General features: G+C 52.3%; 14 protein-coding genes. 9 read left to right on the plus strand and 5 right to left on the minus strand.

The features are described 5' to 3' along the window. Positions 1-14: 14 nt before the first annotated feature. The 5 genes from CIK99_RS01785 to CIK99_RS01805 form a co-directional block, all read right to left on the minus strand. Positions 15-2,288 (minus strand): bifunctional (p)ppGpp synthetase/guanosine-3',5'-bis(diphosphate) 3'-pyrophosphohydrolase, encoded by a 2,274-nt coding sequence (locus CIK99_RS01785; RefSeq protein WP_094379167.1) that lies wholly within the window; start codon positions 2,286-2,288, stop codon positions 15-17. Positions 2,289-2,320: 32 nt separating this feature from the next. Next, complete coding sequence (locus tag CIK99_RS01790; protein WP_094379169.1) at positions 2,321-3,652, minus strand: lytic transglycosylase domain-containing protein; 1,332 nt, start codon at positions 3,650-3,652, stop codon at positions 2,321-2,323. Positions 3,653-3,684: 32 nt separating this feature from the next. Further along, positions 3,685-4,455, minus strand: a complete 771-nt coding sequence (locus CIK99_RS01795) for a DUF5683 domain-containing protein (protein WP_254047686.1) — start codon at positions 4,453-4,455, stop codon at positions 3,685-3,687. Then, a complete protein-coding gene (locus tag CIK99_RS01800) occupies positions 4,452-5,378 on the minus strand; it encodes a ParB/RepB/Spo0J family partition protein (protein WP_094379171.1) in 927 nt (308 codons plus the stop codon). Before CIK99_RS01800 ends, CIK99_RS01795 begins: the two co-directional genes overlap by 4 nt. Positions 5,379-5,479: 101 nt before the next feature. Further along, complete coding sequence (locus tag CIK99_RS01805) at positions 5,480-6,241, minus strand: ParA family protein (protein ID WP_094379188.1); 762 nt, start codon at positions 6,239-6,241, stop codon at positions 5,480-5,482. A 142-nt stretch (positions 6,242-6,383) separates the two neighbouring features. On the opposite strand from CIK99_RS01805, the gene surE reads away from it, so the two are divergent. The 9 genes from surE to pdxA form a co-directional block, all read left to right on the plus strand. Next, positions 6,384-7,157, plus strand: coding sequence for a 5'/3'-nucleotidase SurE (gene surE, locus CIK99_RS01810; protein ID WP_094379173.1), 774 nt, complete (start codon positions 6,384-6,386; stop codon positions 7,155-7,157). Further along, positions 7,154-8,272, plus strand: a complete 1,119-nt coding sequence (gene lpxB / locus CIK99_RS01815) for a lipid-A-disaccharide synthase (RefSeq protein WP_094379175.1) — start codon at positions 7,154-7,156, stop codon at positions 8,270-8,272. The genes surE and lpxB overlap by 4 nt, the downstream gene beginning before the upstream one ends. A gap of 318 nt (positions 8,273-8,590) precedes the next feature. Next, positions 8,591-9,532: a nitronate monooxygenase family protein gene (locus tag CIK99_RS01820; protein WP_094379177.1), complete on the plus strand. Its 942-nt coding sequence runs from the start codon at positions 8,591-8,593 to the stop codon at positions 9,530-9,532. Then, complete coding sequence (locus CIK99_RS01825) at positions 9,529-13,308, plus strand: DUF4922 domain-containing protein (protein ID WP_144007861.1); 3,780 nt, start codon at positions 9,529-9,531, stop codon at positions 13,306-13,308. Before CIK99_RS01820 ends, CIK99_RS01825 begins: the two co-directional genes overlap by 4 nt. A gap of 6 nt (positions 13,309-13,314) precedes the next feature. Further along, the gene (locus CIK99_RS15505) at positions 13,315-14,586 is read left to right on the plus strand and encodes an AmpG family muropeptide MFS transporter (RefSeq protein WP_144007862.1); all 1,272 of its coding nucleotides are present in this window, start codon (positions 13,315-13,317) and stop codon (positions 14,584-14,586) included. A 115-nt stretch (positions 14,587-14,701) separates the two neighbouring features. Next, positions 14,702-15,235 (plus strand): hypothetical protein, encoded by a 534-nt coding sequence (locus tag CIK99_RS01830; RefSeq protein WP_144007863.1) that lies wholly within the window; start codon positions 14,702-14,704, stop codon positions 15,233-15,235. A 94-nt stretch (positions 15,236-15,329) separates the two neighbouring features. After that, entirely contained in the window at positions 15,330-16,388 is a 1,059-nt protein-coding gene (gene rlmN, locus CIK99_RS01835) for a 23S rRNA (adenine(2503)-C(2))-methyltransferase RlmN (protein WP_254047687.1), read from the plus strand. After that, positions 16,388-17,335, plus strand: coding sequence for a DUF4837 family protein (locus CIK99_RS01840; protein WP_094379182.1), 948 nt, complete (start codon positions 16,388-16,390; stop codon positions 17,333-17,335). The genes rlmN and CIK99_RS01840 overlap by 1 nt, the downstream gene beginning before the upstream one ends. Positions 17,336-17,354: 19 nt before the next feature. After that, positions 17,355-18,512, plus strand: a 1,158-nt coding sequence (gene pdxA / locus CIK99_RS01845) for a 4-hydroxythreonine-4-phosphate dehydrogenase PdxA (protein WP_173805288.1), incomplete at its 3' end; no start/stop codon positions are given.

Raw genomic sequence — 18,512 nt, forward strand, 5'->3', positions numbered from 1 at the left:
TCTTAACTCTTCATTTACATAATCTGACTTACTTCCTGCAGTCCGGAGACTTTCTTGAGATTATCGATTATCACTCTCACGTCTTCACGGTCGTGGACTCGAATCTCGAATTTTCCGTCAAAGATGTCGTCGTCGCAGGTGATATTGACCGTATGGATATTGACGTTCATCTGGCGTGAGATGACGTTGGTCACCTCGTTGAGCAGTCCGATGCGGTCGATGCCTTTCATCTGCACTGTGGCATCGAAGAAGAGTGTCTTGTGCATGTCCCACTTCGCGTCTAGGATGCGGTTGCCGAAACTCGACTTCAGCCTTGCTGCTACGGGACAGGCTCGTTTGTGTATCTCTATCTGCTTCTTGTTGTCGATAAATCCCAACACGTCGTCGCCCGGAATGGGATGACAGCAGTGCATGAACTTATACTGTGTTATATTGTCGTCGGTGATAAAGATGGGCTTCTTGCGGTTGAGCTTGTCGGTCACCACGAGCAACGTCTGTTTCTCCTCGTTTTCGTTTTGCTTTACCTTGGTATTGTTCATGAGGAAAGGCACGAATCGCCTCCATCGTCCGCCGGTGTGCTCCTTCTTCTTCCCGCTGAGTATGTCGATCTCTCTCTCTCCGAGGATGACTCGTTTTTCTCCTATGGCCTGGAAGAAGTCCTCGCGTTTCGCGATGTCGTGGAATGTGGCGAGCTGGTCGGCGGCTGATGCCGTATATTCGATGTCATTACTCTTGAAGAATGTGCGCAGCTCTTCTTCGCCGCGTTTCTGTATCTCGCGTCCGTCGCGACGCAGTATGGCCTGTATCTTCGCCTTTGCCTTGGCGGTAGATACGAAGTTAATCCATGAGGGCTGTACGTGTTGCGACTTCGAGGTAAGTATCTCTATCTGGTCGCCGCTCTGTAGCTTATGGCTCAGCGGCACAAGCTTATGGTTTACCTTTGCTCCTATGCAGTGGCTTCCGAGGAAGGTGTGGATGGAGAAGGCGAAGTCGAGTGCAGTGCATCCTGCCGGCATGGTCTTTATCTCTCCCTTAGGTGTGAACACGAAGATCTCCGACGCGAAGAGGTTGAGCTTTATGGCGTCGAGGAAGTCCATGGCGTCGGGCTGTGGGTCGTCGAGTATCTCCTTGATGGTGTGCAGCCACTCGTTGAGTTCACCTTCGTCTTCAGTAAACTCTATCTCTCCTCCTTCCTTGTATTTCCAGTGTGCTGCAAATCCCTGTTCGGCTATCTCGTCCATCTTGTCAGAGCGTATCTGTACCTCTATCCATCGGCCTTGTTTTGACATCAGTGTGACGTGCAGTGCCTGGTATCCGTTTGCCTTCGGGTGGTTGAGCCAGTCGCGCAGTCGGTCGGGATGTGCTTTATATATCTGACTAATAGCTACATATATATTGAAACACTCGTTTATCTCGTCTTCGCGATGCTTTGGCGTGAAGATGATGCGCACGGCGAGGATGTCGTATATCTCCTCAAACGAGACGTGCTTGTTCTGCATCTTGTTCCAAATGGAGAACGGACTTTTGACGCGCTCTTTGATGACATATTTCACTCCCATCTTGTCGAGTGCCTGTTCGATGGGTGAAGTGAAGAGGTCGAAGAGTTCGTGTCGTGACGTCTGTGTTGACTGTAGTTTGCGTTCTATGGCGGCATACTCGTCAGGATGTTCGTATTTGAAGCTAAGGTCTTCCAACTCGGTCTTTATCTTGTTCAGTCCCAAACGGTTGGCGAGCGGAGCGTAGATATACAGTGTCTCACCGGCTATCTTATACTGTTTGCTTGCCGGCTGACTGGCCAGTGTACGCATGTTGTGCAGACGGTCGCAGATCTTTATGAGAATGACGCGTATGTCGTCGCTCATGGTGAGCAGTAGTTTCTTGAAGTTCTCCGCCTGTGCCGATGCCTGTTCGCCGAAGATGCCTCCGCTGATTTTTGTGAGTCCATCTACGATCTGCGCAATCTTCGTGCCGAAGATGTTTTCTATGTCCTCGGTAGTGTAGTCGGTGTCCTCAACCACGTCGTGGAGCAGTGCGGCGCAGATGCTTGTCGAGCCGAGTCCCACCTCTTCGCATGCTATCTGTGCCACAGCGATGGGGTGGAGGATATAAGGTTCGCCCGACAGTCGTCTCACTCCCTTGTGGGCTTGTTTTGCGAAGTTGAACGCCTTTGTTATGATATCTACCTTTTGTCGGTGTCTCGACGCGCTGTATGTGTCCAATAGGCGCTGGTATGCATCGCCTATGAGTTTCTCGTCGAGTTCCTCTCTTTTTTTCTGCTCGTCATCCATAACTATACCTTATTAATATATATTACAATATTCTATCTTACTCTCAGTTTCTTTCCTGCACGTATGTTTGTGCCCTTGATGCCGTTGAGCCTCCTCAACTTTGCTACGGTGGTGTGGTTTTTCTTTGCTATCTCCGAGAGAGTCTGTCCTTGTCTGATGGTCACGGTCTTTCCTCCACTCGAGCGTCTGCTTTTCTTCGAACTCTTTTTCGATGAGCGTTTAGAGAATGTGTATGAGGGTGTGTCGTCGTTGACGGCCACCAAGGCGCGGCGTGTGAAGAGTTCGTCGGCGCGGTGGTTATATACCGAGTCCTCGCGGTCAATAAACCGTCCCACCTCTGTCTGTGGCAGTCGCAGTGGTGAGAGTGCTGTGAGTCCTGGTACGATGTCCCTACGGTATGAGGGGTTGAGAGCCCTGAGTTGTTCGATATCGATATTGCAAACGGCTGCTACCTGTTCGAGATGTAGGTTTTTGTTTATCATCACGGTGTCGGTCTTTGCCGGCAGTCGTGTCACCATCGGACAGATATTATGTTCGCAATAGTAGTTCATGATATAGTTGGCGGCTATAAAGGCAGGCACGTAGCCTCTTGTCTCCTTGGGCAGGTAGGGATAGATCTGCCAATAGTCTTTCACGCCCTTGGCCCTGTGTATGGCTTTGTTGATATTGTCGGGTCCGCAGTTGTATGCCGCGATGACGAGGCTCCAGTCGCCATATATCTTATAGAGGTCGCTGAGGTAGTGCGCAGCGGCATACGACGACTTGAGCGGGTCGCGTCGCTCATCTACGAGGGAGTTGACGTTCAGGCCGTATTGCTTTCCGGTGGTGAGCATAAACTGCCACAGTCCTGTCGCCCCCACTCTCGACACTGCCGTGGGGTTGAGTGCCGACTCTATGACGGGCAGGTACTTCAGTTCGAGAGGCAGTCCATAGGTCTCCAATGCTTCTTCAAATATGGGCATATAGAAGTTTGAAGCCCCCAGCATATAGCTAACGGAGTGGCGCAGACGTCCGCTATAGCGGTCGATGAATTTCTGTACCACCTCGTTGTATGGAAGTTCGATGACCGACGGCAGTCGTCTGAGTCTCTCTATATACACTTCCTTTTCGAATACGGGGTTCACGTCCTTCATTCTGCAGTCGTTGTCTTCGGTGAGGTAGTTTTTCGACATGTAGTGGTTGAGCAGACTGTCGAGTTCGAAAGCCATTGCCTCAGGGAACTCTATCACCTCTTCTTCTCCCTGACTGTCAGTTACCGTAATCTCATTTTCTTCTTCATAGTCCTCTTCGTTCACCACCTGGGCTCTTATTCCCTGTGATGCTAAGAAGAGGGCGATAGTCATCAGTATTGTCTTTTTCTTCATTTATGTTTTTTTTCTTTATTATCTAAATGTTTTCAGAACCTCAGTCCGAGATTCACTCCTATCGACGCTCCGTCGAGGATATTGTTCGCATTGCCGTTGTTTATCACCGTCGGCTCCACCCTGAGCGAGAGGTCGTCGGAGATGTCAAACTGTGACAGCTCGGCATCGACATAGGCGTCGATCACCGAGAGCGCATATACGCCGATGAGACAGAAGAAACTCATGTCGCGCCATCGGCGGTACTTGTCTTTTCGGCTTTTGAATATCTTCTTGTATCGCTCCTCATTAGAACTGTTGATGGTCATGCCGAAATGGAGGAAGCGGTTGTAGCTCTGTGTGTTTGGGTCGGCATCCATGATGTCGAGATAGGCCTGCGAATAGTCCTTGTACATCATGTTGTTCCAGCTCATGGCATAGAGACAGCCCATAAAGCCTCCATAGACGAGCGGCAGCTTCCAGTATTTGCGGTTGTAGATCTGTCCTCCGCCGGGTATGACGAGTGCCATCCAGAGTGCTTTTTGCGGATCGGGGCTCCAGGTGGTCCAGTCGCGTTTCACCTTTCTCTTCTTTCCCGCCACGGTGGTGTCGTTGAGCATCAGGGGCAGTTCGGCGACGGCCTTCGTGCCTTTGTCGATGGTCTTTTGTCCAATGCCCATCTCGCGACGGATACTGTCAACTGCGATGCTGTCGGACATATTCTGTGCCTCCATTCCCGTGAAGTAGAGTAGGGAGAAGGCTATAGCCGCCATCCACCTGCCACACAGCCGTCTTGCATCCATGGTTTTTATTGTCTCTTTTTTCATCTGTTTGCTATACTGTCTATTGCATTCATTATGCGTTCCAGCTCTTCCTCGTTGGCAAAGGCGATGCTTATCTTTCCCTTCCCCCTTTGGTTGCAGGTCATCTGAACTGGCGCTTGAAATAAGGCAGACAGTCTGTCTTTCAACACATTAAACTCCTCTGGCAGTTGCGCCTTCGCCGTCACTGCTTTCTTTGCCGTCGGCACGTCGTCGCCACTGTTTATCATCTTTACCATCTCTTCCACCTTTCGTACCGAGTAGCTGTATTTCTGTATCTCCTTAAACAGCTTTATCTGTACGCTGGGCGACTCTATCGAGAGCAATGCGCGGGCATGTCCCATGTCTATCTCACGGTTTTTCAGTGCCATCTGCACCTGTGCGGGCAGTTTCAGCAACCTCAGGTAGTTGGTCACGGCTGCGCGGCTCTTGCCGACCCTTTCAGAGATTTTCTCTTGTGTCATGCCAGTGGTCTCTGCGAGATGCTCGTACGCCAAGGCTATCTCTATGGCGTTGAGGTCTTCGCGTTGTATGTTTTCCACGAGAGCCATCTCCATGACGTTCTCGTCCTGTACGGTGCGTATATATGCCGGCACAGAACTCAGGCCGGCGAGCTGCGATGCTCTCCAGCGTCTCTCGCCTGCTATGATCTGATATTTCCCGTCTTCCACCTGTCTTAGCGTGATAGGCTGTATGATGCCCACCTCGCGTATGCTGTTGGCGAGTTCCTGTAGGGCTTCTTCGTCAAACTCGCGACGTGGCTGGTTGGGATTGGGAGATATCTGCGACAATGGTATCTCGTTAAGATTCGACGACCCCTGTGTTCTCACCTCACCGGTGTCGATGAGTGCATCGAGACCACGGCCATTGCCTATGTCGTCGAGTCCTCGTCCAAGGACGTTTCTGTCGTATCTTTTATGTACTGCCATATGGTACTTCAATTTATGTTTCGCATGTATTCAACTCTCAGTAGCTGTACTTTTAGGAGTTAATGAGTTGTCGCTCCCTCTGGTCGTTGGGAGTTAAATAGTTAACACTTATTTATTATCTCCTTCGCCAGCGCCAAGTGGTTTTTGCTTCCAGTGGAGTCGGCGTCGTAGAGTATCACGGGCAGACCGTGGCTGGGACTCTCGCTGAGCTTCACGTTGCGCTGTATCACGGTCTTGAACACCAGTTCCTGGAAGTGGCGTTTCACCTCGTCGTAAATCTGGTTGGCAAGTCGCAGGCGCGAGTCGTACATAGTGAGCAGGAATCCCTCAATCTCCAGTGCAGGATTGAGCTTGTTTTTGATTATCTTTATCGTGTTGAGCAGCTTGCTGATGCCCTCTAAGGCAAAATACTCACACTGCACGGGGATGATCACCGAGTCGGCTGCTGTGAGCGAGTTGACGGTGATGAGGCCTAACGAGGGACTGCAGTCGATGAGTATGTAGTCGTAGTCGTCGCGTATGGGCTGAAGCATGTTTTTCAACACCTTCTCCCTGTTTTCTATCTGCAGCATCTCGATCTCCGCCCCGACAAGGTCGATGTGGCTCGGTATGATGTCCAGCCCTTCAATGTCTGTCGTATATACGGCATCGCGCACGTCGGCATGGTCGATGATACACTCGTACAGCGAGCAGTCTATCTGCTTTATGTCAACGCCGAGTCCGCTGGAGGCATTGGCCTGAGGGTCGGCATCAACCACGAGCACGGTTTTCTCGAGTGTGGCTAACGATGCTGCAAGATTGATGGTGGTGGTGGTCTTTCCCACTCCGCCTTTCTGGTTTGCTAATGCGATTATTTTTCCCATTTTTCTTCTTCTAAATTGTGGTCGCACCCACATGTGCGGGCGCTATTCACACGTTTTATCGTGCAAAGATACACATTTTTGACGAAAAAATGCCGAAATAACTCATTTTTTTAGTACTTTTGCAGCCAAAAGAACATTTTTTATGGAAAACAGCAAGCCTTTGATATTAATTTCTAACGATGACGGCTATCATTCCAAGGGGTTGGCGGCTCTCATCGATATGGTGGGCGACTTGGGCGAGATCATCGTGTGCGCCCCCGAATCGGCACGCAGCGGATTCTCGTGCGCCTTCTCTGCCACCGACCCTCTGCGCCTCAAACTAAGACGACAGCGCGAAGGCGTGACCGTGTGGTCGTGTACCGGCACTCCCGTCGATTGCGTGAAGATGGCTCTCGAAAACCTCTGCGGCGGACGGCGGCCAGATATGGTCATCGGCGGCATCAACCATGGCGACAATGCCTCTGTTAACAGCCATTACTCCGGCACTATGGGCGTCACCCGAGAAGGGTGCATGAAGTATATCCCATCGGTGGCGTTCTCCATCTGCGACCATAGCCCCGAGGCTGACTTCACGCCTCTTGCCGACTATGTAAAATCCATTACAAGACATGTACTACAGGAAGGACTGCCTAAGGGCGTGTGCCTCAACGTCAACTTCCCCGTCGTCCCCGACGGATTCAAGGGCGTAAAGGTGTGCAGAATGGCTTTTGGCTCGTGGGGCAACGAAACGGTAAAATGCACGCATCCTTATGGTTATGACTACTATTGGATGACTGGAGGATATACTAACGACGAACCTGATGCTGACGATACCGACAATTGGGCACTCTCTCATGGTTATGTGGCCATCACACCAACCACCATAGATGTCACAGCACACGAAATGATAGGACATATTAAAGACTGGAACCTATGAGATATTACCTTATCGTAGGCGAAGCCAGTGGCGACCTTCATGCCTCGTGTCTCATGCATAGCATTAAGACCCACGACCCTCATGCCGTGTTCCGCTTCTTTGGCGGCGACATGATGGCTAAGGAAGGCGGCACGCTCGTAAGACACTACCGCGACCTCGCTTTTATGGGTTTCATTCCCGTATTGCTCCATCTGCCTACCATACTGCGCAATATGGAGTTGTGCAAGCGCGACATCGTGGAATGGAAACCCGATGTGGTCGTTCTCGTCGATTATCCTGGCTTTAACCTCAAGATAGCGAAATATCTGAAACAGCACACCTCGATACCGGTGTTTTACTATATCTCGCCGAAGATATGGGCATGGAAGGAGTATCGCATAAAAAACATCAAACGCGACATCGACCAACTCTTCTCCATTCTGCCTTTCGAAGTGCCGTTCTTCGAACAGAAACACCATTATCCCATACACTATGTGGGCAACCCCACGGCCGACGAGGTGCGACGCTTCAAGGCATCCTACGACGGGCAGTTCCCCACGTTTGGCAAACCGGTCATCGCCATCCTCGCGGGCTCACGACTACATGAGATAAAGGACAATCTTCCTCTGATGCTGAAGGCTACCGACCATCTTGCCGACCGTTTCCAACTCGTGGTGGCGGGAGCGCCGAGCGTGCCGCACGACTACTATAACCAGTTCTTTGGCAACCGGAAGGTAGAGATAGTCTATGACCAGACCTATCCGTTGCTCCAGAACTCCCATGCCGCCCTTGTCACAAGCGGTACGGCAACTCTTGAGACGGCCCTATTCGACGTTCCGCAGGTGGTGTGCTATGCCACGCCTCTTTCCCGCCTCATCTCATTCCTCCGCCGTTTCCTCCTGAAGGTCAAGTATGTCTCGCTTGTCAACCTCATCGCCGACCGTGAGGTGGTGAAAGAGCTTGTGGCCGCCGACTACCGCGAGGAAAACGTGCGACGCGAGATCGATGCCATCATAGCCGACAGTCCTCAGCGCAAAGCCATAAAGGAAGGTTATGCCGAAGTCTGGCGACGACTTGGCAACGAGTCGGCACCCGACAATGCCGCAAGACAAATGGTAGAGATATTAATGGGGTAGGGGATTGCAGAAAGCTTATGCTCCGCCGACTGTCACCTTACGCAGTTAGCCTGTCATAACTATGCAGTTCGTCTGTCATAACTATGCAGTTCGTCTGTCATACTGATGTAGAGTGTAGAGTTCTGGCGACATCCGTCTGAAAATGACGAACTGAAGAATATTTCACAAGTTGAGCTTTAAGATAAAGAAGCTATCTCAAATGACACGTAGCTTTCCTTATTTTAAAGAATACCTAAAAAACAAAAGTTTTTAGCGATTTGTTTTGCCATTTCGCCATTTTTTACTAACTTTGCTCCCAAAAGATAAAAACAATAGCTTATGGAAAAGAACAGAATATGCCAACTGTTTGGCATCGAAACACCGATAATACAAGGAGGAATGGTCTGGTGTAGCGGATGGAGACTGGCTTCGGCTATAAGCAACGCAGGCGGACTGGGACTATTAGGCGCCGGCTCGATGCACCCCGAAACACTCATTGAACACATTAGAAAGATGAACCAGGCTACCGACAAGCCTTGGGGAATAAATATCCCGCTGATGTATCCAGAAATAGGACGGCTGATGGATATCATCGTCGATGAAGGCGTGAAAGTCGTCTTCACGTCAGCGGGCTCTCCAAAGAAATATACACAGATGCTACACGACGCGGGCATAAAGGTGGCTCACGTGGTGTCAAGCAGCAAGTTCGCACGCAAATGCGAGGAGGCTGGCGTCGATGCCGTAGTGGCTGAGGGCTTCGAAGCCGGAGGACACAACGGACGCGAAGAGACCACGACGATGGCTCTCATCCCGCAGGTGAGACAGGCCACCACGCTGCCCCTGATAGCCGCAGGAGGAATAGGCTCAGGACAGGCTATGGTGGCTGCCGAGGCTCTCGGGGCCGAAGGAGTACAGATAGGAACCCTCTTCGCCCTCGCCAAGGAGAGCTCCGCAGCCGACGAATTCAAACGTCTCTGTACCTCAATAGAGGAAGGCGACACCATGCTCTGCCTGAAGAAGATCTCACCCACACGACTCGTCAAAAACGCTCTTTACAACCGGTTGGCTGAGGCTGAGGCCCGCGGGGCTGACGCCGACGAACTTCGTGAAATGCTCGGCAAGGCGGCTTCTAAACGTGGCATCTTTGAGGGCGACACCGAGGACGGAGAGATAGAGATAGGACAGATTGCCTCGGCCGTGAAAACTATCGACGACGTGGCGACGATAATGGCTCGGCTGAAGGCTGAATATATAGAAACAAAGAACAGACTGGCACAATGAGACAAAAGATTGATTGCTTCCTTACTTGCGACAATATCGACGACATAAAAGGGGAAATAGCTTGCCTGCGCGACAGCCGCACCATACAACATATCTATCTGCTGACGGCTGACGCAAACATGGCTGACGACACGCCAGAGGGATGCGTCGTGGTGGAGACCGACCGGCCTACAAGCTCTTCGACGATAAGGAACATTGCCGCACTCGCCACCGCCGAATATGTGCTCTTCCTCACCAAAGCCACACCGCTCACCATCGGGCAGACGGCCTTGGAAAGGATGCTGAGGGTGGCAAGCGACGCTGACGCGGCAATGGTTTATTCCGACCATCTCTCTAATGAGAACGGACAGATGAAACCTCATCCCGCCATCGACTACCAGAAAGGAAGCATAAGGGATGACTTCGACTTCGGGTCGCTGCTGCTGATAAAGACTCCGCTGCTGCATGAGTATGCAAAAGCCACCGACGACTTCACTCTCGAATATGCGGCTCTCTACGACCTCAGACTGTTCCTTAGCCGACAGGGCGACATCTTCCATATCAATGAGTATCTCTATACCGAGGAGGAAAAAGACCTCAGGGCAAGCGGGGTGAAACAGTTCGACTATGTGAACCCTGCTAACAGAAAAGTGCAGATTGAGATGGAACAAGCCGCGACAAGGCATCTCGATGCAATCGGGGCACTGATTGATACCTCAGACTACAAGACACCTGACTTCAACGAACAGGACTTCGACGTGGAGGCTACGGTGGTGATACCAGTGAAAAATCGCGAGAAAACCATACGCGACGCCGTGATGAGCGCACTGGGTCAGAAGACCGACTTCAAGTTTAACGTCATCGTGGTCGATAACCACTCCACCGACCGCACCGGAGACATCTTAGAGGAGATATGCCGCCAAGAGACGATACCCGACAACGCCTCTCTCATCCATCTCACTCCGGAACGTCTGGACTTAGGTATCGGCGGATGCTGGAACATGGCTATCTGCGACAGACGGTGCGGACGCTTCGCCGTACAGCTCGACAGCGACGACCTCTACAGCGGACCAGACACACTGCAACGTATCGTCGATGCCTTCAAACAACAGAAGGCGGCCATGATCATCGGTTCGTACCGCATGTGCGACTTCGACCTCAACACGCTGCCGCCAGGACTCATCGACCACCACGAATGGACCGACGAGAACGGACCGAACAACGCACTGCGCATCAACGGACTCGGTGCGCCACGTGCCTTCTTCACCCCGCTGCTCAGACAGATACAATTCCCTAATACAAGCTACGGCGAGGACTATGCACTCGGCCTTATCTTCTCGCGCAGATACCGCATAGGACGAATCTTCGACGAACTGTACCTCTGCCGACGATGGGGAGGCAACAGCGACGCCGCGCTGAGCTTAGAGAAAATCAACGCCAACAACCTGTATAAAGACCGCCTGCGCACTCTCGAGATCTCCGCACGTCAGCAGATGAGAAAAGGCAAGGAGGACATCATGGCCGACAGCACCATCCTGCGATTCTTCAACCGTCAGATAGAGACGTGGGAAGACGCTCGACGACGCTATCGTGACCTGCAAAAGGTGAAGACACACGAACTGCAATACGAGGACTTCTCACTCGCCGTACAGTGGAACCCCGCACGCATCACTTCTACCGGAGCAAAGATCGACGCAAAGACTCTCGAACAGCGGCCTTGCTTCCTCTGCGAGGCTAACCGTCCGAAAGAACAGGTGAAAAAGATTATCGACGAGCGATATGAACTGCTCGTCAACCCTTTCCCCATCCTGCCCACTCATTTCACCATCCCGTCAAGAAGACACGAACCGCAACGCATCAAAGGTAACTTCGGCGAGATGATGAAGATAATGAGGGAATATCCTGACTATATGGTGTTCTACAACGGACCTAAATGTGGTGCGTCGGCTCCTGATCACGCTCACTTCCAGGCAGGCACATCTGGCCTCGTGCCACTGCAACGCAGCTGGCAACGGCTGAGCCGTAACCTTACGCCTCTCGTCACCATCAACGACACCGAGGGCATTTGGCAGATCTGCGACTATGTGTGCTTCGCTCTCGTCATAAGAAGCAAGACGGCCGAGACGGCCGAAAAACTATTCGAACGACTATACAACGTGCTGCCTTGCCGCATAGGGGAACCTGAACCGATGATGAACATCCTGGCATGGCTGAGAGGCGACGACATGCTTACCGTCATCATACCAAGGGCTAAACACCGCCCCGACTGCTACTCTATCGAAGGCGACGCAAAACGTCTCGTTAGTCCGGGAGCACTCGACATGGCAGGACTTATCATCGCGCCAAGGGAAGAGGACTTCAACCGTCTCACTGCCGAAGAGGCGGTGGGCATACTGAGAGAGGTGGCAATAGACGACGTGGAGGCAAAAGAGATAGTAAGGAAACTAAAAGCACAGACTCTCGCCAACAGCACTCACCATTCTTATAAGGAAGAACCTGACGTGGCCGTGGGCATTCTCAGCTCACAGTCTGTCTGCTTCGACCTCAACAGCACATACACTGCCAAGGGGGAAAACATCAAAGGACAACAGATGGTGGAGTTTTCCGAGGGCGGAATACTATGGCGAGGCAACCAATACCGCGAACTGACCTTCACACCACAGGATGCCGACGCCTCGTTCTCACTTCACGACGTGACCATAGGAAAAGACTTCCACTGGCAACGGAAACAGACACAGACCTTCAACGGTACCCTGCGCCTCGTGGTGGAGGCCGACAAGATCACCGCCATCAACATCCTGCCCGTGGAACAGTATCTCGCCAGCGTCATTTCGAGCGAGATGCGATCCACATCGTCGGCCGAACTGCTGAAGGCGCATGCCGTCATCTCTCGCAGCTGGCTACTGGCTCAGATGGAAAAACGACAGGCTCTGAAAGACGGCGAAAACAACTTCTTCTCCTTCGTGAAAAAAGACGACGAGACCATACGGTGGTACGACCGCGAGGACCATACCATCTTCGACGTGTGTGCCGACGACCACTGCCAACGCTATCAGGGCATCACCGTGGAGGGACGCATGGAGGTGACTAACGCCATAAAGGCCACCCGCGGACAGGTGCTGGCACACGACGACAGGATATGCGACGCACGGTTCAGCAAGTGCTGCGGCGGCGTGAGCGAGGAATACCAGTACTGTTGGGAAAACACACCCAAACCATATCTCGTGGCTGTAAGGGACGGCAGCGGCAAACTGCCCGACCTAACCGACGAGGCTACAGCCAACGAATGGATTCGTTCCGCACCACCTTCGTTCTGTAACACCGACGACCGACGCATTCTCGCCGAGGTGCTCAACGACTACGACCAGGAGACGGCCGACTTCTACCGCTGGAGAGTGGAATACTCGCAGAAGGAACTCGCCACACTGATCTCTGAGAAGAGCAAGGAGGACTTTGGCCACATCATCGACCTCATACCGCTCGATCGTGGCAAGAGCGGAAGGATATGGCGACTGAAGATAGTGGGCTCAAAAAAGACGCTCATCATCGGAAAAGAGTTGGAGATAAGACGCACTCTGAGCAAGAGCCATCTCTACAGCAGCGCCTTCGTCGTTGACCGCGATGACATTGACGCCGACGGCATTCCTCAACGCTTCGTCATCACTGGTGCCGGATGGGGGCACGGCGTGGGCTTGTGCCAGATAGGCGCAGCGGTGATGAGCGACAAGGGATTCTCATACGACAATATCCTCCTGCACTACTACAGGGGAGCTGAAATAAAGAAACTTTACGAATAGACACTGATGAACAAGAAAAACCCATGGACATGGGTGCCTTCGCTCTATTTTGCTGAGGGCATTCCTTATGTCACCGTGATGACCATATCGTTGATAATGTACAAAAGAATGGGCATGTCTAACACCGACATCACCCTCTACACCTCTTGGCTATACCTGCCTTGGGTGATCAAGCCGTTCTGGAGTCCTTTTGTCGATATCGTCAAGAGCAAACGCTGGTGGATCATATCCATGCAGCTGCTCATCGGGGCGGCTCTCGGAGGAGTGGCGTTCACCATTCCTACAGCCTTCTGGCTACAAGGCACACTTTGCTTCTTCTGGCTCATGGCTTTTTCAAGCGCCACCCACGACATTGCAGCCGACGGCTTCTACATGCTTGGCCTCAATCATCACCAACAGGCGTGGTTCGTGGGCATACGCTCCACGTTCTACCGCATCGCCACCATCTTCGGACAGGGCATGCTGGTGGCGCTGGCGGGCAATATGGCAGTGCTGACACGCAACGTGCGATACTCTTGGAGCCTGATGTTTTACTTCGCCGCAGGACTGTTCATCGCTCTCTGGCTCTACCATAGCTGGGTGCTGCCCAAACCGCATGAAGACGACAACCACGAGAAGACGGGAGCGAAGGAGATGATACGCGAACTGGGAACTACCATCCGCACGTTCTTCGACAAACAGCAAGTGGTGGTGGGCATATGCTTTATGTTGTTCTACCGCATGCCCGAAGGTCTGTTAGCTAAGGTGTCGGCGCTCTTCCTCGTCGATGCCCGACACAACGGCGGACTGGGCCTCTCCGACTCGGAATATGGACTGGCACAGGGCACTGTGGGCATCATCGGACTGACTCTCGGAGGCATCCTCGGCGGCATAGCGGCCAGCCGCCACGGACTGAAACACTGGCTGTGGCCTATGGTCCTTGCCATCACCCTGCCCGACATCGTTTATGTCTATCTCAGCTATGCCATGCCGTCAAACCTCTTCTGTGTCAGCTCGTGTATCTTCATCGAACAGTTTGGCTATGGCTTCGGATTCACTGCCTATATGCTTTACCTCATTTATTATAGCCAAGGCAAACACAAGACCAGCCATTATGCCATCTGCACGGCGTTTATGGCATTGTCGATGATGCTGCCCGGACTGGTGGCGGGAGCCTTGCAGGAGGCGGTGGGCTATCGCATGTTCTTCATCATCGTCATCGCTGCATGCTCCATGACATTTATCGTTACCTCGCTCCTGAAAATCGACCCCGGTTTTGGCAAGAAAATGACAGAATAGGAATTTCCCTATGCCATAGTAGGATTTTTCTCTATCATGTTTCTTGTTTTTTCCGTACTTTTGCAAACGAAAGAAGGAGCGAACAAGGAATAATAACAATTAAAAAACGACGATTATGAAAAAGATTCTATCTAACATCAGCATGACCATCATCGCTCTTATGACGGCAATGACAATGACCAGCTGCGACAGCGACACTGAAATGGCATGGGACCTCAACGGCATATGGTCTGGCACTATCTACGGCAACTACTATGACAACCGCTACGGATACTCTAACGACGACTGGGACACGGAGATAAAATTCGTACAGGACGGCGACTTCTCAAGAGGAGGGTGGGGCGAAGAACGAGACTGGGACTACCGCGGACGATGCACTCGCTCCACATTCGAATGGACCGTCAGGAATGGACGTATCTACATCAGCTACAACGACGGATATAACATCATCATCGACCGCTACGACCTCTACAACCGAGGCGGAGCAATGCGGTTCAAGGGTGTGTTCGAGGACTACGACAATGGCAACCAGCTCGCAAGCTTCGACCTCGTCAAGGTCTATGAGTGGGGCGACTACTCTAAGAAACAAACCGACAGCGGCCTCTTCGACGATGATAATGTGGCTACAAAAAGCAAGGAAAATCAGTGACTGCTGACCATAGCTACAAAAAAAATATAAATATTTAACCATTTCTTTTGTATTGTCTTGATTTTTATCTAACTTTGCAACGGGTTATGTATATATGACAACAATGATGGAGAACGACAATACAAAAAAAAGGCTCATCGGCATGACACCAGAAGAGTTGAAGACGGTGGCTGCCGAAATGGGACTGCCGAAATTCACTGCTTCACAGATAGCAAAATGGATATATCAGGCTGGCGCGACAAGCATCGACGAGATGACAAACATCTCCAAGGCTGGTCGCACCCGCCTGAGCGAGTCTTTTTGTGTCGGCACTATGAAACCCATCGACACTCAGAAATCGGTTGACGGCACCATAAAATATCTCTTCCCAACCGAAAACGGGAAGTTCGTGGAGACGGTTTTCATACCTGACCACGACAGGGCTACACTATGCGTGTCGTCGCAGGTGGGATGCAAGATGAACTGCCTCTTCTGTCAGACCGGAAAACAGGGATTCGAGGGAAACCTCACCGCTGCCGACATACTCAACCAGATATGCGCCCTGCCTGAACGCAACAAACTCACCAACGTGGTGTTTATGGGACAGGGAGAACCGATGGACAACCTCGACAACGTGCTGCGAGCAACACAGATCCTCACCGCCGACTACGGATTCCAATGGAGCCCAAAACGTATCACCGTCAGCAGCGTTGGCATAAAAAACAAACTGAAACGCTTTCTCGACGAGAGCGAATGTCATGTGGCTATCAGCATGCACACACCCTTGCCCGAACAACGGCAACAGCTGATGCCAGCCGAACGCCAGATGTCTATCACCGACATCGTGGCTCTGCTGAAACAGTATGACTTCTCTCACCAGCGACGAGCATCATTCGAATATACCATGTTCAAGGGCGTCAACGACTCTATGATGCACGCCCGGGAGATCATCCGACTCACCGCCGGACTCGACTGCAGGGTAAACCTCATCCGTTTCCACGACATTCCTGACGTTGACCTCCAAGGCACCGACATGGAACGCATGGAATCGTTTCGCGACTATCTCACGTCTCACGGCGTGTTCACTACCATCAGGGCAAGTCGTGGACAAGACATCTTCGCCGCTTGCGGACTGCTCTCGACGGCTAAGAAAAACGGGGAGAGACTGGACTGATGCGACGCTGCCTTATACATTATTATATATATGTGTGTATCACGGCTCTCACTCTCACCGCCTGCAACGGCGACAACAGTGTGATGATGCCTGACAGCATCGGCAATGCCTACGACGTGACGCTCGTGACAAAAGACAAGCGCCTGTGCAACGTGGCTCTTGACATTCTCGACACAGTAATGCCTGCAATGACACAGCACGAGCGACTGTTCACGATATTGACATTCAACAGCATCAGCGGCGCCACACGCTACCGGCGCACTCTCGTCATGGTGAGACTGACTGGCGACAAAACTCACATCAGATACGAACATAATGCCTACGCCTCGCCTCAGCTGCTCGTCTTCATCGAGTCGCCGTCCGCCGAACAGCTCAAGACCGACTGCCACAAGGCTAAGGCTGCGATAACAAAACTCATCGACGGGTTTGAGACTGCCACAGCTGTGCAGAGGGCACGTAAAAGTCCTAACCGCATGGCACAGCAGGAGATACGACGCCTCTTCAATGCACGCATCGACGTACCTAATGAAATGGCGTCGGCTAAGAGGGGAAAGGACTTCCTGTGGTTCTCCGACAACGGCACGAAGACCATGCGCAACATCTGCGTCTATGCCACTCCTGGCACCGACTGCTCAGCCAACCGTCTCGTTGACTTGCGCGACAGCGTCATGGCAAGGAATATCCCAGGCGAACGGCAGGGCATGTTCATGACCACCGAACACCGTGCGGGACTAAGGCATCAAAGACGTGGACCGTTTACGGTCATCCACGGACTGTGGGCAATGAAAGACGACGCCATGGGCGGACCGTTCGTCAGCCTCTCACTGCCCGACACCACCCGCCGCCGCACCATCACGGCTGAAGCGTTCCTCTATGCTCCGTCGGTCGATAAGGCACAGACAATGAGACAACTCGAGGCGCTGCTATACACTCTAAGACTTGAATAATAACAAATATAACGAAATAATGGAAGACAAAATGATACGCGTTGCCATAACGCACGGAGATACTAATGGCATAGGCTATGAGATCATACTCAAGACCTTCGCCGACCCTGAGATGTTCGAATTGTGCATACCAATCGTATATGGTTCGCCTAAAGTGGCGTCATATCACAAGAAACTCCTTGGACTGTCCACCAACTTCAGCATCATCGACAAGGCTGAAGAGGCTAAGCCAGGACGACTCAATATCTTGCCCACATTCGACGAGGAGATGAAGATCGAGATGGGAATAGCCTCTAAAGAAGCTGGAGAGGCAGCTCTGAAGGCTCTCGACAAGGCCATGACCGACTACCGCTCCGAACTCTACGACGTGCTCGTCACGGCTCCCATCAACAAAAACAACATCCAGAGCGACCTCTTCCACTTCCCCGGACACACCGAGTATATCGAACACTGCGTGGGCGAAGGCAACGAGGCGCTGATGATACTTATGAACGGACCGCTGAGAGTGGCTCTCGCCACCACACACCTGCCCATACGCGACGTGGCTGAAGCCATCACCAAGGAGAGCATAGTCAAAAAGGCTACCATCCTTCACAACTGCCTACGACGCGACTTCCGCATCTCCTCGCCACGCATTGCCATCCTCGCCCTCAACCCGCATGCCGGAGACAATGGCGTGATTGGCAGTGAAGAACAGGACGTCATCATACCTGCCATCGAGGAACTCGAAGAGGCTGGAATACAAGCCTTCGGACCGTATCCCGCCGACGGATTCTTCGGAAGCGGCACTTACGCTAACTTCGACGCCGTACTGGCCATGTACCACGACCAAGGTCTTGCTCCTTTCAAGACCCTGGCAGCCGAGGAAGGCGTTAACTACACCGCCGGACTGCCCATAGTGCGCACCTCGCCCGACCACGGCACGGCATACGACATAGCAGGAAAGGGAGTAGCAGACCCCACCAGCTTCCGTCATGCCATCTTCACCGCTATCGACATCTTCCGCCATCGTGCAGAATACGACGCTCCCTACGAAAACCCTCTGCCCAAACTCTTCCACGAGAAACGCGACGAGGGCGAAAAGGTGAGGTTCGCACAGCCCCGCACCAAAGACGGAGCAAAACCAAAAGACTTCCATGGCAACCGTAAAGGGAACCCCGCCCCCTCCGGAACGCCC

Source organism: Prevotella sp. P5-92 (assembly GCF_002251245.1).
Lineage (GTDB): Bacteria > Bacteroidota > Bacteroidia > Bacteroidales > Bacteroidaceae > Prevotella.

Excerpts from the sequence above, each read along its gene's own strand:
- CIK99_RS01795 (WP_254047686.1), bottom strand. The coding sequence starts at position 4,455 with ATGAAAAAAGAGACAATAAAAACCATGGATGCAAGACGGCTGTGTGGC.
- lpxB (WP_094379175.1), top strand. The coding sequence starts at position 7,154 with ATGAGATATTACCTTATCGTAGGCGAAGCCAGTGGCGACCTTCATGCC.
- rlmN (WP_254047687.1), top strand. The coding sequence starts at position 15,330 with ATGACAACAATGATGGAGAACGACAATACAAAAAAAAGGCTCATCGGC.
- CIK99_RS01785 (WP_094379167.1), bottom strand. The coding sequence starts at position 2,288 with ATGGATGACGAGCAGAAAAAAAGAGAGGAACTCGACGAGAAACTCATA.
- CIK99_RS01840 (WP_094379182.1), top strand. The coding sequence starts at position 16,388 with ATGCGACGCTGCCTTATACATTATTATATATATGTGTGTATCACGGCT.
- surE (WP_094379173.1), top strand. The coding sequence starts at position 6,384 with ATGGAAAACAGCAAGCCTTTGATATTAATTTCTAACGATGACGGCTAT.
- CIK99_RS01830 (WP_144007863.1), top strand. The coding sequence starts at position 14,702 with ATGAAAAAGATTCTATCTAACATCAGCATGACCATCATCGCTCTTATG.
- CIK99_RS01805 (WP_094379188.1), bottom strand. The coding sequence starts at position 6,241 with ATGGGAAAAATAATCGCATTAGCAAACCAGAAAGGCGGAGTGGGAAAG.
- CIK99_RS01800 (WP_094379171.1), bottom strand. The coding sequence starts at position 5,378 with ATGGCAGTACATAAAAGATACGACAGAAACGTCCTTGGACGAGGACTC.
- CIK99_RS15505 (WP_144007862.1), top strand. The coding sequence starts at position 13,315 with ATGAACAAGAAAAACCCATGGACATGGGTGCCTTCGCTCTATTTTGCT.
- CIK99_RS01825 (WP_144007861.1), top strand. The coding sequence starts at position 9,529 with ATGAGACAAAAGATTGATTGCTTCCTTACTTGCGACAATATCGACGAC.
- CIK99_RS01790 (WP_094379169.1), bottom strand. The coding sequence starts at position 3,652 with ATGAAGAAAAAGACAATACTGATGACTATCGCCCTCTTCTTAGCATCA.
- CIK99_RS01820 (WP_094379177.1), top strand. The coding sequence starts at position 8,591 with ATGGAAAAGAACAGAATATGCCAACTGTTTGGCATCGAAACACCGATA.